Source organism: Streptomyces sp. NPDC054975 (genome assembly GCF_053609105.1).
Window position 1 is genome coordinate 33967 of record NZ_JBSGWV010000021.1, and the last position, 12477, is coordinate 46443.

Genomic DNA, 12477 nt, shown 5'->3' on the forward strand with positions numbered 1-12477 from the left:
CTTAACTCCTTGTAGCGGGGCCGTGGGGGTACTCACACGACCCGGAAAACGGATGGGTCCCGGTCTTGGCCGGATGCCCTCGTCGCCGAGGGCGGAAGATCAAGATCAGATGCCCAGCATCTTCTTGATCTTGGCCGCGTCGCCCGGGGCCATCTCGGCGTTGCCGGTGAGGCGACGCGTCAGCTTGGACGACTTGTGCTCGAGCAGGTGGCGCTTGCCGGCGCGCTCGCGCAGCACCTTGCCGGAGCCGGTGATCTTGAAGCGCTTCTTGGCACCGGAGTGCGTCTTGTTCTTCGGCATCGCGCCGTTATCTCCTCGTCAGTGGCGCTCCCCCGGTGCGGGCACCGGACATCCAGGAGCGTCAGTTTCGTGTGGTGGTTCCGGGCAAGGCCCGGGGCTGCCTGGGTGGCAGCCCCTCGGGTCACGCCTCGGGGTTCTCGGCCTCGGCGGGAGCCTCGGCCGAAGCCTCCTCGGCCGGAGCCTCGGCGGTGTCGTCGGACGAGACGCCCTGACGCTCCGCCTTGCGCGCGGCCTGGGCCTCACGCGCCTCGGCCATGGCCTCGGTCTTCTTCTTGTGCGGGCCAAGAACCATGATCATGTTCCGGCCGTCCTGCTTGGGGTTGGACTCGATGAAGCCAAGCTCCTCGACGTCCGAAGCCAGCCGCTGCAGCAGCCGGAAGCCAAGCTCAGGGCGGGACTGCTCACGACCACGGAACATGATCGTGATCTTGACCTTGTCACCCTGCTTGAGGAACCGGACGACGTGACCCTTCTTGGTGTCGTAGTCGTGCGGGTCGATCTTCGGCCGGAGCTTCATCTCCTTGATGACCGTGTGCGCCTGGTTCTTGCGCGCCTCACGGGCCTTCATGGCCGACTCGTACTTGAACTTCCCGTAGTCCATGAGCTTGCACACGGGCGGACGGGCGTTCGCCGCGACCTCGACCAGGTCGAGGTCGTACTCCTGTGCGAGCTCCAGGGCCTTGGCAAGCGGAACAATCCCGACCTGCTCGCCGCTGGGACCGACAAGTCGCACCTCGGGAACGCGAATCCGGTCGTTGATGCGGGGCTCGGCGCTGATGGATCCTCCTCGGTAGCACCACGTGACCGCCTGGCGGACGGACACGTATGTTCTGTTTCGTGAGACCAACCGCGCCGGTACATGAAAAATGCCCCGGACGGGACACAGGCGGGGCTCCACGGAAATACCGGAGCACCGCCGCGGTGAACCGCGGGGCGCACATCGGGCGGTTCCATCGTCCGTACGGAACGATGGGCACCACCTGACCGGTGACCCGCCGCCCGCGAGGGCGGCCAGGTGGGAGATCGGAGCCTCCACTTGTGGGCCGGGCACATAGATGTCCGGCCGGTCGTTACACCAGGTTAGCAGGGACCGTCCCGCTACGCGAACGGGGACGGCGGCGCCGGGAGGGCGTCCCTGTCCGCTTATCGTGTGGGCATGAGCGAGACGCCCCAGAACGAGTCCCCCGACTTCGACGACATGACCCGTGACATCGCGGAGGTCCCCGCGGTGGAGGTCATCGTGACCGTCGCGGTGAACCTGATGAGCGCCGCCGCGGTGAAGCTCGGTCTCACCGAGGACGGTGAGAAGCACAAGGACCTCGACGAGGCCCGCAAGCTGGTCCACGCCCTGGCCGGCCTCCTCGACGCCGGCGCGACGGAGATCAGCTCCTTCCACGCGGCGCCCCTGCGGGACGGCCTGAAGTCCCTGCAGCTTGCCTTCCGCGAGGCCTCCCTCGTCCCGGACGAGCCGGGCCAGGGACCGGGCGAGAAGTACACGGGGCCGGTGTACGGGTAGGTCGGGCCCCGACGCGCCCCGGGGGTACGGGGGTCGCCCCCCGGGAGATCGCAGCCACGGGGCCGGTGTACGGGTAGGTCGGGCCCCGACGCGCCCCGGGGGTACGGGGGTCGTCCCCCGGGAGATCGCAGCCACGGGGCCGGTGTCGGGGTTGGCGGGCCCACCCCGCGCCCTTGGGGTCGGGGGGGCGCCCCCGGGGCGCCCGGGGGGACGACCCCCTTCCCCTAGTTCTTTACGTAGAAGGGCTCGCCCGGAGGCGTGGCCGTGGCCGGCAGGAGTGCCAGGTCGAGGCCGCGTACCAGGCGGGCCCTCAGTGTTTCGTCGGCGGCCAGGGAACGGGCCACCCGCTGGGCGGCCTCCGCAGGGTACGCGTCGTCGGCGAGGACGAGGGCGAGGGTGCCGTCGGCGGTGCCGGGGCCGAGGTGGGCGCGGAGGACCGCCGGCTCGGCGGCGACCGCGTTGCGTACCGCCTCCCGTACCGCCGGGTCGTCCAGCGGCTTCAGGCTGGTGCGGCCCTCCGCGAGGGCGAGCAGCGCCGGGCCGGCCAGCTGGTACGGGACAGGGCCCGCGAGGTCGAGGACGAGGGTGTCCGCCTTCTCGTGCGCGGCGGCCTGCAGCGCCTGGTGCAGGGGGACGGCCACCGGTCGGGCCTCGGGGTCCCAGAGCGCGAGCGAGGCCATCGAGGTGAACGCGGGGAGCGCGCGCCGGTCGCCGGCGGTGAGCGTGGGTACGGCCATGTCGCTGGTCTTCTCGCGGCGCAGACCCGTCTCGGGGTCCTCCTCGACCTCGCCGAGGACAGCGACGACGGGGACCAGCAGGCGCGCGTTCTTCAGCGCCTCCAGTACGGGGCCGTGCGCGGTTCTGTCGGCCGCCCAGGCCGCGAGGGCCTCGGCGAGTCGCGGGTCGGCGGTTCCGTCGTCGTCGGAGAAACCGGGGTCAGGGATGTTTTTGAGCGCCACGCACCGAGCCTAACCGCCGTCGCGGGGCGGTCAGCGCGGAGGGCGGGGCCCGGTGGTGCGGCTGCCGCGCCAGAGGACGACCGCCGCGACGAGCAGGACGGCGCCGAGGCCGCCGGCGGTCGGGGCGAGCAGGCCGATCGGCTTGCCGTCGTCCTCGACGGGGGGCTGCGGGCCGGGGCCGAAGAAGCGGCCCTGGTAGCCGGCGGCGGAGTTCTTGGGGTCGGCGGCCTTGAGCCGGAGGCCGGCCTTGATGGCGGCGGCCGGGTCGACGGTTCCGTACCCCTTCTCGTCACTGCGGCCGTTCTTGGGCCGGTTGCGGGCGGTGTCGATGAGGAGCTGCTTGACCTGGGCCGGGGTCAGATCCGGGTGTGCGGAGCGGACGAGGGCGACGGCGCCGGAGACGAAGGCCGCGGCGGCGCTGGTGCCCCAGCCCGAGTAGTAGCGGCGGTCCGGGTCGGCGATGACGATGTCGAGGCCGGGGGCGCTGACGGTGGCGTACCAGCGGCTGGTGGAGAAGGAGGCGTGGGTGCCCCACCGGTCGACGGCGGTGACGGCGACGACGCCCGGGTAGGCGGCGGGGTAGGAGATGTGGTCGCCCTTCTCGCCGCCGTTGCCGGCGGAGGCGACGACGGAGACGCCCTTGGCCAGGGCGTACTGCACGGCGGCGTCCTCGCCGGCGTCCGGGTGGGCGGACTTGGAGTCGTCGCCGAGGGAGAGGTTGATGACGTCGGCGCCCTGGTCGACGGCCCAGCGGATGCCTTCGGCGAGGGCGCTGCCACGGGTCTTGCGGGCCTTGTCGCGGGCCTTGTCGGTGCCTTCGAGGATGACGCGGACGGGCAGGATCCTGGCCTTGGGCGCGATGCCGAGGACGCCGTCCTGACGGCCGCTTCCGTGGCCGTGCCCGGCGATGATGCCGGCCATGGCGGTGCCGTGTCGGGCCCACGCGCGGTCCCCGGGTACGGCGCCGAAGCCGACGAGGTCCTTGCCGGGCAGGACGGACCCCACGAGGTCGGGGTGGTCGGCGTCGACGCCGGTGTCGAGGACGGCGACGGTGATGCCCTCGCCCTTGGTGGTGCGCCAGGCCTCGGTCGTGTGCAGGGCTTCGAGGCCCCACTGACGGGCGCGGATGGTGTCGGCGTAGGCCGGGGTGGTGGTGGCGGGGAGGACGGCGAAGGCGGCGGCGAGGAGGGCCGCGAGGGCGCGGGGGGTGCGGTTCACGTGTCGGCGTCCTTCGCTGCCGTGGCGACCGTGGCGCGCAGGGTGCGTTCGATCTGGTCGGCGACGCCCTTGGCCTCGTGGCCGAGGCCGGCCTGGGCCGTGGGGCTGGTCTGTCCGTCGGCCATGGCCCGTGCGGCGGGCTCCGGGGTGGCGACGGGACGGCCGTCGGCGAACCCGGAGACGGCGGTGACGACGACGGGGAGGTCGGCGAGGGCTCGGGTCGACCAACTGGCGCGTTGCCCGGGGCCGAAACGGGCGGCCACGGTGCCGGGGCCGGCGAGCGCGGGGGGCACGTCGGCGCCGAGGTGGGGGGCGGATCGGGTGGCGAGGGTACGGGCGGTGGTGGGGTCGGCCTGGGTGAAGACGAGGCCGACGGTGATGACGCTGGAGGCGGTCGCGTCGGTGTAGGTGGCGCGCAGGACGCGGTCGCAGCCGACGGGGCGGAGGGTGGTGAGCACGCTCGCGGGCAGGGCGGCCGGCGTGCACGGGGTGTCGGCGGCGACGACGACCCGTGTCCAGGTGCGGTCGGCGCCGCCGGGGCCCTTCCGGGGACCGGCGAGGGTGCGGGGGAAGAGCGTGTCGACGGGGACGCTGTGCCACAGGGTGCCAGCCTCGGTGTAGCCCTCCGGCTCGGGGGCCGCACCGGCGTCGGAGGCGGCGAGGACGGCTCCGGCGAGGGCGCCGCCGACAAGGCCGACGCCGAGAACGAGGCACGCCCCGGCCGCGACGACCCGGCCGACGCGACGGCGGTCGCGGATCGGCCGGAGACGGGTGGTGGTCTCGACGGGCGTCTCGGGCGGCGCGGTAAAGGCGCGGTAGGCACCGTACGTCCCGTACTCCTGCGCACGCCGGGGAGGCGGGGGCGGGGCGTCCTGGACGGGCCGGAGGCGGTTGGCCGTCTCGTCGGCGGACACGCCGCCCCCCACGTGGCCGGCGACACCGACCGGACCGGTTGCGCGACCGGACGCGGGACGCGGAACACCGCCCGGTCCGGTGGCCCCGTCGGAGACGGACGGGGGCGGAGACGGAGACGTACGGGCGGAACCGGCGGGACCGGCTGTACCGCCGGACGCGGGACGCGGAACGCTCACTCGGCCGGTGGCGGCGTCGGACGGGGACGGGGGCGCGGGGGTACGGGCGGAACCAGTACCCGGAGCGGCGCCGGGGCGCGGGACGGTGCCCGCCCGTGGAGCGGCGCCGGGGCGCGCGGCGGTGCCCGTGCCCGGAGCCGTGCCCGCGCGTGGAGAGGTGTCCGTTCCCGAAGCCGTGCCCGCACGGGGAGGGGTGCCCGTGTCCGGGGGCGTGTTCGTGCGCGGAGTGGTGGACGGGCGGGGCGGGACGGGGGCGCCGTCGGGCCCGGTGCGCGGTGCGGTCGCCGGGCGTGGTGCGGTCGCCGGGCGCGGTGGCACGCCGCCCTTGGGAGGCGTGCCGTCGGGCGTGGGTCGTGAGGGCGGAAGGGAGGTGGCGGGCGGGGCCGCCGGGGTTTGCGGGGGGTGCGTCGGCCTCGGAGGGACGGCCGGACGGCGCGCGGCGGGCGGGGTCGGGCGGTCGCCGGCCGGGGCGGCGGCGTCGCTGTCGTGGCCGGACCGCTCCGGGGAGAGGGCGTCCGTGAGGCGGGAACCGGGGCGGTGCGCGTCGGTGCTCATGCCCGCCCCCCTGGTCGTTCCGTGCTCGTGCCTGCCCTCGCAATGCCCGCCACTCTACGGGCTGTTCCCCGCACCACGGGAACTCAGGGGCTACCCACCCGTAAACCGGTCTGGCAAGCTCGGCCCATGACTCCCCGCGCCTCCGACCGGGCCCGGTACGACCGGGCCACCGCCCATCTCGACGCGCCCGTCGCCCTCGTCGACCTGGAGGCCTTCGACGCGAACGCCGACGATCTCGTACGGCGGGCCGGGGGCAAGCCGATCCGGGTGGCGAGCAAGTCGGTGCGCTGCCGGGCGCTCCTGGAGCGGGTCCTGGCGCGCGAGGGGTTCGCGGGGATCATGTCGTTCACGCTGGACGAGTCGCTGTGGCTGGCCCGAGCCGGGTTCGACGACGTCCTGCTCGCCTATCCGTCCGCCGACCGCACCGCGTTCGGCGAGCTGGCGAACGACCCGAAGCTCGCCGCCGCCGTGACCGTGATGGTGGACGATCCGGCGCAGCTGGACCTGATCGACGCGGCCCGCGCGGGCGGCGCCGAGGAGATCCGGGTCTGCCTGGAGCTGGACACCTCGCTCCGGCTGCTCGGCGGCCGGGTGCGGATAGGCGCGCTGCGCTCCCCGCTGCGCGAGCCCGCGCAGCTCGCCGAGCTGGCCCGCTCGGTCGCCCGGCGACCGGGCTTCCGGCTGGTCGGGATCATGGCGTACGAGGGGCATGTCGCCGGCGTCGGGGACGCGCTGGCCGGGCGGCCGTTCCGGTCCCGGGCGATCCGCCTGATGCAGTCGGCGGCCCGCCGGGAGCTGGAGGGCCGGCGTGCGGCCGTGGTCCGTGCCGTACGCGCGGTGGCGCCGGACCTGGAGTTCGTCAACGGCGGTGGTACGGGCAGTGTGCAGCACACGGCGGCCGAGGAGGCGGTGACCGAGATCGCCGCCGGTTCGGGGCTCTTCGTTCCGCGCCTCTTCGACAACTACACGTCCTTCACCGGCCGTCCGGCGGCCCTCTTCGCCCAGCCCGTCGTGCGCCGACCCGGCGTCGGGGTGGTGACCGTGCTCGGCGGCGGCTACCCGGCCTCGGGCGCGGCGGGCGTGGACCGGCTGCCCGTGCCGTACCTGCCGGAGGGTCTGCGCTACGACCCGCAGGAGGGTCCGGGCGAGGTGCAGACCCCGCTGCTGGGCTCTGCGGCCGACGATCTCCTCATCGGGGACAAGGTGTGGTTCCGGCACGCGAAGGCCGGGGAGCTGTGCGAGCGGTTCGACAGTCTTCAGCTGGTCGAGGGCGACCGGATCACGTCGACCGTGCCGACGTACCGGGGCGAGGGCCGCACGTTCCTGTAGCCCCGCGATGCAGAAGGGCACAGGACCGCCTGTTCCTGCAGTTCCTGCGACGTACCGGGGCGAGGGCCCGCACGTTCCTGTAGCCGTCACGTACTGCGACCTGCCCCGGGCCGCACCGGAACCAGCCGAGTCGCCCCGAGCCCCGCCGCGCGCCGCCTCACGTACCCGGCGTGATCGAGCTGCCCACTCCCCCGTTGGTGTCGCTGCCGATGGGGCGGATGCCTCGGGTGATCTCGTCCATCATGGCGAGCGACGGGCCGTCCGGGCCCGCGTCGAAGACGAAGCGGACGACGACCGGGGATTCGCTGCCCGTCGGGGACGGGAAGGCGAGCGACTGGACGTAGCCGCCGGGGCCCTTGTCGGTGGTGACCTGCCAGCGGACGAGGTAGCCCGTGCGGCCGGCGACGGCGGTGGAGCGGGCGGCGACCACCTTGTGGGAGACCATCGTGCCGTACGGGAGGCTGCCGAGGATGTCCTCCTCGTACGTCTCCTTGGCGAGCTGGGGGATGTCCTCCTTGGCGAGTGCCTCGGGGGTCGTGGCACCGGTGCCCGAGGCCGCGTGGGAGGAGACCGTGCCGTGGCGGCACTGCTTGGTGGTGGCCACGGGGCACGGGTAGGTGCCGACGGTCGTGATCGTCGGCGCAGGCCCGGAGTAGAACTCCGGCTTCTCCCAGCCCTGGACGATGGGGAGGGTGATGCCGTTGAGCTGGTCGACGACCTGCGTCGGCTTTTCGTCCTCCTCCGCTTCGGAGGGCGTGTCGGTGGTGGCCGAGGAGGTCGGGGCGGTGGGGGTGGTCGTGGCCCCGGTCGGACCCGCCGTGGGCGGGGCCTCCTGGTCGTCGTCGCCGAGGACGACCGCGCCCGCGACGACGGCCGCGACCACGACCACCGCGACGGCGCCGAGGACGACGGCGCGGCTCCGCCCGTGGCGTACGGACGGAGCCTGCGGGACGACCGTGGGCGGTACCAGGGGCGGCACAGTGTGCGCGGCCGGCGCCTGCCGGGTGTGCGCCGTCCAGTTCGTGCCGTCCCACCAGCGTTCGACGGTGGGCGTGGCCGGGTCCGGGTACCAGCCGGGAGGGGTCGTCATGCTCATCCCGTAAGACTAGGACCCGTGGCGCAGCCGCTACAGCGGGGTCACGTACGCGCCCGAAATTCCGCCGTCGACAAGGAAGTCGGTGGCGTTGACGAACGAGGAGTCGTCGCTGGCGAGGAAGGCCACGGCGGCCGCGATCTCCTCGGCCTCGGCGAACCGGCCGACGGGGATGTGCACGAGCCGGCGTGCGGCGCGCTCGGGGTCCTTGGCGAACAGTTCCCGCAGGAGCGGGGTGTTGACGGGGCCGGGGCAGAGGGCGTTGACGCGGATGCCCTCGCGGGCGAACTGCACGCCCAGTTCGCGGGACATGGCGAGCACGCCGCCCTTGGAGGCGGTGTACGAGATCTGGCTGGTGGCCGCGCCCATGATGGCGACGAACGAGGCCGTGTTGATGATGGAGCCCTTGCCCTGCCGGCGCATGTAGGGCAGGGCGGCCTTGCAGCACAGGTAGACGGAGGTCAGGTTGACGTCCTGGACGCGCTTCCACGCCTCCAGACCGGTCTCCAGGATCGAGTCGTCGTCGGGCGGCGAGATGCCCGCGTTGTTGAAGGCGATGTCGACGGAGCCGTAGGTGTCGAAGGCGGTCTTGAAGAGCGCCTCGACCTGCTCGGGGTCGGTGACGTCGACCTGGACGAAGGTCCCGCCGACCTCCTCGGCGGCGGCCTTGCCGGCGACCTCGTCGATGTCGCCGCAGACGACGTTCGCGCCCTCGGAGGCGAGGCGGCGTGCGGTGGCCAGGCCGATGCCGCTGCCGGCGCCGGTGATGACGGCGGTGCGGCCGACGAGGCGGCGGCAGACGGCCTCGGCGGTCTCGTTGCTCAGGGTCTCGTTGCTCACAGTGCGGGGCCCTCCGTGCTGATGAAGACGTTCTTGGTTTCGGTGAAGGCGGTCAGTGCGTCGGGGCCGAGCTCCCGGCCGAGGCCGGATTGCCGGTAGCCGCCGAAGGGGGTCCAGTAGCGGACGCTGGAGTGGGAGTTGACGGAGAGGTTGCCGGCCTTGACCGCGCGCGAGACGCGCAGGGCGCGGCCGACGTCGCGGGTCCAGATCGAGCCGGAGAGGCCGTACTCGGTGGCGTTGGCGAGCCGTACGGCGTCGGTCTCGTCCTCGAAGGGCAGGACGACGGCGACCGGTCCGAAGACCTCCTCGACGGCGCAGGGCGCGTCCTCGGCGACGTCGGTGAGGACGGTCGGCGGGAACCAGAAGCCGGGGCCCTCGGGTGCCTTGCCACGGATGCCGGGGAGGGTGTCGGGGACGTAACCCCGTACGCGCTCCAGCTGGGCCTTGGAGATCAGCGGGCCCATCTGGGTCTTCTCGTCGGCCGGGTCGCCGACGACGATCTCCTCGACGGCCGGGGTGAGCAGCTCCAGGAAGCGGTCGTACACGCTGCGCTGGACCAGGATGCGGGTGCGGGCGCAGCAGTCCTGGCCGCTGTTGTCGAGGAAGGACATGGGGGCCGCTGCCGCCGCGGCCTCGATGTCGGCGTCGGCGAAGACGATGTTCGGGCTCTTGCCGCCGAGTTCGAGCGTCAGGCGCTTCACCTGGTCGGCGCACTTGGCCATGATGCTCTTCCCGACCCGCGTCGAGCCGGTGAAGACGATCTTGGCGACGCCGGGGTGTTCGACGAGCGCGTTGCCCGCGACGGCTCCCTCGCCCGGGAGGACCTGGAAGAGGCCTTCGGGGAGCCCGGCCTCCAAGGCGAGTTCGGCGAGGCGGAGGGCGGTGAGCGGGGTGGTCTCGGCGGGCTTGAGGATCACCGCGTTCCCTGCGGCGAGGGCGGGGGCGGTGGCCCAGGCGGCGATCGGCATGGGGAAGTTCCAGGGCGCGATCACGCCGACGACGCCGAGGGGTTCGAGGATGGTGACGTCGAGGCCGCCGGCGACGGGGATCTGGCGGCCGCTCAGCCGTTCCACTCCCCCGGCCGCGTAGTCGAGCAGGTCGCGGACGTTGCCCGCCTCCCAGCGGGCGTTGCCGAGGGTGTGCCCGGCCTCGCGGACTTCGAGGAGGGCCAGCTCCTCTGTGTGGGCGTCGACGACGGCGGCGAAGCGGCGCAGCAGCCGGGCCCGGTCGGCGGGGGCCGCGGCGGCCCAGCCGCGCTGGGCCTCGGTGGCCCGTACGACGGCGGCGTCGACGTCGGCCGGGGTGGCGGCGGGGACGGTGGCGACGAGCTCCTCGGTCGCCGGGTTCAGGACAAGCAGTTCGTGCGGCAACTCGTTCCTCACATGCGTTCGAAGGAGCGGCGCAGCTCCCAGTCGGTCACCGCGGCGTCGTACGCGTCCAGTTCGACGCGGGCCATGTTGCGGTAGTGCGCGACGACCTCGTCGCCGAAGGCGGCCTTGGCGATGGGGCTGGTCTCCCAGAGCTCGGCGGCCTCGCGCAGGGTGGTGGGGACGTGGGCGTAGTCACCGGTGTAGGCGTTTCCGTCGCAGGCGGGCGGGAGTTCGAGGCCCTGCTCGATGCCGTACAGGCCGGCGGCGATCAGGCCCGCGACGGCGAGGTGCGGGTTGACGTCTCCGCCGGGGAGCCGGTTCTCGAAGCGCGTGGAGCGGCCGTGGCCGACGACGCGCAGGGAACAGGTGCGGTTGTCGACACCCCATGCGACGGCGGTGGGGGCGAAGGAGCCGGGCTGGAAGCGCTTGTAGGAGTTGATGTTGGGGGCGTAGAGGAGGGAGAAGTCGCGCAGGGCGGCGAGCTGTCCGGCGAGGAAGTGCCGCATGATCTCCGACATTCCGGCGGGTCCGTCGCCGGCCATCACGTTCCGGCCCTCGGAGTCCTGGAGCGAGAGGTGGATGTGGCAGGAGTTGCCCTCGCGCTCGTTGTACTTCGCCATGAAGGTGAGCGAGACGCCTTCCTGGGCGGCGATCTCCTTGGCGCCGGTCTTGTAGACGGCGTGCTGGTCGCAGGTGACGAGGGCCTCGTCGTACTTGAAGGCGATCTCGTGCTGGCCGGGGTTGCACTCGCCCTTGGCGGACTCGACGGTCAGGCCCGCGGCGGCCATCTCGTTGCGGATCCGGCGCAGCAGGGGTTCGACGCGGCCGGTGCCGAGGACCGAGTAGTCGACGTTGTACTGGTTGACCGGTGTCAGGCCCCGGTAGTTCGCGTCCCAGGCCTGTTCGTAGGTGTCCTTGAAGACGATGAACTCGAGCTCCGTGCCGACGTGCGCGGTGTAGCCGTGCTCGGCGAGCCGTTCCAGCTGGCGGCGGAGGATCTGGCGGGGCGCGGCGACGACGGGCGAGCCGTCGCTCCAGGCGAGGTCGGCGATGAGCATCGCCGTACCCTCGTTCCAGGGGACGCGGCGCAGGGTGGCGAGGTCGGGGCGCATGGCGAAGTCGCCGTAGCCGCGGTCCCAGGAGGACATCGCGTAACCGTCGACCGTGTTCATCTCGGCGTCGACGGCCAGAAGGTAGTTGCAGCCCTCGGTGCCGTGGTCGAGGACCTCGTCGAGGAAGAACGGTGCGGCGAACCGCTTGCCCTGGAGCCGTCCCTGCATGTCGGGGAAGGCCAGGACGACCGTGTCGATCTCACCGCTCGCGACGAGGGCGCGGAGCTCCTCGACGGAGAGCGGGGCTTTGCGGTCTGCCACGGGATTGTTCCTCCTTGGGTCAGCCGGAAGCCATAAGGTATTGCCGAAGACCATTGCTTGGGAAGGGGAAACGGGAACGTGTCCAGTACGAGTGAATCGCCGGCCCCGCCGGCGGACCGGCTGACGCCCGTGCTGCGGCCGGTCCGGGCGGGCAACGGCTTCGAGGAGGCCCTGGAGCAGATCCTCCAGGTCGTACGGCTCGGGCTCGTCCCCGGTGGCGAACGGCTGCCCGCCGAGCGGGAGCTGGCCGACCGGATGGGGATCAGCCGGGTCACGCTGCGCGAGGTCCTGAAGGTCCTCCAGGAGCAGGGACTGGTGGAGAGCCGGCGCGGGCGGTACGGCGGAACGTTTGTGCTGGCGCGCACGCAGCGGGCCGACGAGGACGAGCTGCGGCGCCGGATCGCCTGCGTCGACGTGGAGGACACGCTGCGGTTCCGGGAGGTCCTGGAGGTCGGCGCGGCGGGTCTGTGCGCGGCGCACGGCCTGGACGACGAGGGCGCGGAGCGGCTCCGTACCGCCCTCGCCGCCACGCACGACGCGCCCCTGGCGGACTACCGGCGCCAGGACACGCTGCTCCACCTCACCCTGGCCGAGCTCTCCGGCTCCCCGACGCTGACCGCGCAGTACGCCGCGGTCCGGGCGACGGTGAACGACCTCCTGGACTGCATCCCGCTGCTCGTACGGAACCTGGAGCACTCCCAGCACCAGCACACGGCCCTGGTGGAGGCCGTCCTCGACGGCGACGCCGACGCGGCGCGCGAGGTGATGCGCGAGCACTGCGGGGGTACGGCGGCGCTGCTGCGGGGCTTCCTGACGTGAGGGGTTGGTGGAGG

At 73.1% G+C, this 12477-nt stretch carries 12 protein-coding genes; 3 read left to right on the forward strand and 9 right to left on the reverse strand.

Features of this window, described 5'->3' with window-relative positions; all coding sequences use genetic code 11:
* Nucleotides 1–105: 105 nt before the first annotated feature.
* Both rpmI and infC read right to left on the reverse strand, forming a co-directional pair.
* Nucleotides 106–300 carry a 50S ribosomal protein L35 gene (gene rpmI / locus ACWF79_RS19940; protein WP_019884943.1) on the reverse strand — a complete coding sequence of 65 codons (195 nt, stop codon included), beginning with the start codon at nt 298–300 and terminating at the stop codon, nt 106–108.
* 121 nt (nt 301–421) lie between these two features.
* A complete protein-coding gene (gene infC, locus ACWF79_RS19945) occupies nt 422–1123 on the reverse strand; it encodes a translation initiation factor IF-3 (protein WP_453729428.1) in 702 nt (233 codons plus the stop codon).
* A 333-nt stretch (nt 1124–1456) separates the two neighbouring features.
* Here infC and ACWF79_RS19950 point away from each other — a divergent pair, with 333 nt between their 5' ends.
* Complete coding sequence (locus ACWF79_RS19950; RefSeq protein ID WP_362004561.1) at nt 1457–1816, forward strand: DUF1844 domain-containing protein; 360 nt, start codon at nt 1457–1459, stop codon at nt 1814–1816.
* A gap of 224 nt (nt 1817–2040) precedes the next feature.
* Here the strand turns inward: ACWF79_RS19950 and ACWF79_RS19955 are convergent, their stop codons facing one another.
* From ACWF79_RS19955 to ACWF79_RS19965, 3 genes are read right to left on the reverse strand one after another with little or no spacing between them, the layout of a single operon-like run.
* Nucleotides 2041–2775 (reverse strand): SseB family protein, encoded by a 735-nt coding sequence (locus ACWF79_RS19955; RefSeq protein WP_453729429.1) that lies wholly within the window; start codon nt 2773–2775, stop codon nt 2041–2043.
* Between the two features lie 30 nt (nt 2776–2805).
* The gene (mycP, locus tag ACWF79_RS19960) at nt 2806–3993 is read right to left on the reverse strand and encodes a type VII secretion-associated serine protease mycosin (RefSeq protein WP_453729430.1); all 1188 of its coding nucleotides are present in this window, start codon (nt 3991–3993) and stop codon (nt 2806–2808) included.
* Nucleotides 3990–4907 carry a hypothetical protein gene (locus ACWF79_RS19965; protein ID WP_453729431.1) on the reverse strand — a complete coding sequence of 306 codons (918 nt, stop codon included), beginning with the start codon at nt 4905–4907 and terminating at the stop codon, nt 3990–3992. Before ACWF79_RS19965 ends, mycP begins: the two co-directional genes overlap by 4 nt.
* Nucleotides 4908–5765: 858 nt before the next feature.
* Here ACWF79_RS19965 and ACWF79_RS19970 point away from each other — a divergent pair.
* Nucleotides 5766–6968: an amino acid deaminase/aldolase gene (locus ACWF79_RS19970; protein WP_453729432.1), complete on the forward strand. Its 1203-nt coding sequence runs from the start codon at nt 5766–5768 to the stop codon at nt 6966–6968.
* 157 nt (nt 6969–7125) lie between these two features.
* Here ACWF79_RS19970 and ACWF79_RS19975 read toward each other — a convergent pair whose 3' ends face one another.
* Genes ACWF79_RS19975 through ACWF79_RS19990 form a run of 4 tightly spaced genes read right to left on the reverse strand, consistent with a single transcriptional unit; the run spans nt 7126 to nt 11644 of the window.
* The gene (locus tag ACWF79_RS19975; RefSeq protein ID WP_453729433.1) at nt 7126–8064 is read right to left on the reverse strand and encodes a DUF2510 domain-containing protein; all 939 of its coding nucleotides are present in this window, start codon (nt 8062–8064) and stop codon (nt 7126–7128) included.
* 30 nt (nt 8065–8094) lie between these two features.
* Nucleotides 8095–8901, reverse strand: a complete 807-nt coding sequence (locus ACWF79_RS19980) for a 3-oxoacyl-ACP reductase (RefSeq protein WP_453729434.1) — start codon at nt 8899–8901, stop codon at nt 8095–8097.
* On the reverse strand, nt 8898–10271 hold the full coding sequence (locus ACWF79_RS19985) for an aldehyde dehydrogenase family protein (RefSeq protein ID WP_453729435.1): 1374 nt from the start codon (nt 10269–10271) through the stop codon (nt 8898–8900). Before ACWF79_RS19985 ends, ACWF79_RS19980 begins: the two co-directional genes overlap by 4 nt.
* Before the next feature lie 8 nt (nt 10272–10279).
* Nucleotides 10280–11644, reverse strand: coding sequence for a glutamine synthetase family protein (locus tag ACWF79_RS19990; RefSeq protein WP_453729436.1), 1365 nt, complete (start codon nt 11642–11644; stop codon nt 10280–10282).
* A 78-nt stretch (nt 11645–11722) separates the two neighbouring features.
* Between ACWF79_RS19990 and ACWF79_RS19995 the strand changes: the two genes are divergently transcribed.
* Nucleotides 11723–12463, forward strand: a complete 741-nt coding sequence (locus tag ACWF79_RS19995) for a FadR/GntR family transcriptional regulator (RefSeq protein WP_453729437.1) — start codon at nt 11723–11725, stop codon at nt 12461–12463.
* The last annotated feature ends 14 nt before the right edge of the window (nt 12464–12477 follow it).

Coding starts and splice junctions, on each gene's coding strand:
- ACWF79_RS19950 (WP_362004561.1), top strand. CDS start 1,457: ATGAGCGAGACGCCCCAGAACGAGTCCCCCGACTTCGACGACATGACC.
- ACWF79_RS19975 (WP_453729433.1), bottom strand. CDS start 8,064: ATGAGCATGACGACCCCTCCCGGCTGGTACCCGGACCCGGCCACGCCC.
- ACWF79_RS19970 (WP_453729432.1), top strand. CDS start 5,766: ATGACTCCCCGCGCCTCCGACCGGGCCCGGTACGACCGGGCCACCGCC.
- rpmI (WP_019884943.1), bottom strand. CDS start 300: ATGCCGAAGAACAAGACGCACTCCGGTGCCAAGAAGCGCTTCAAGATC.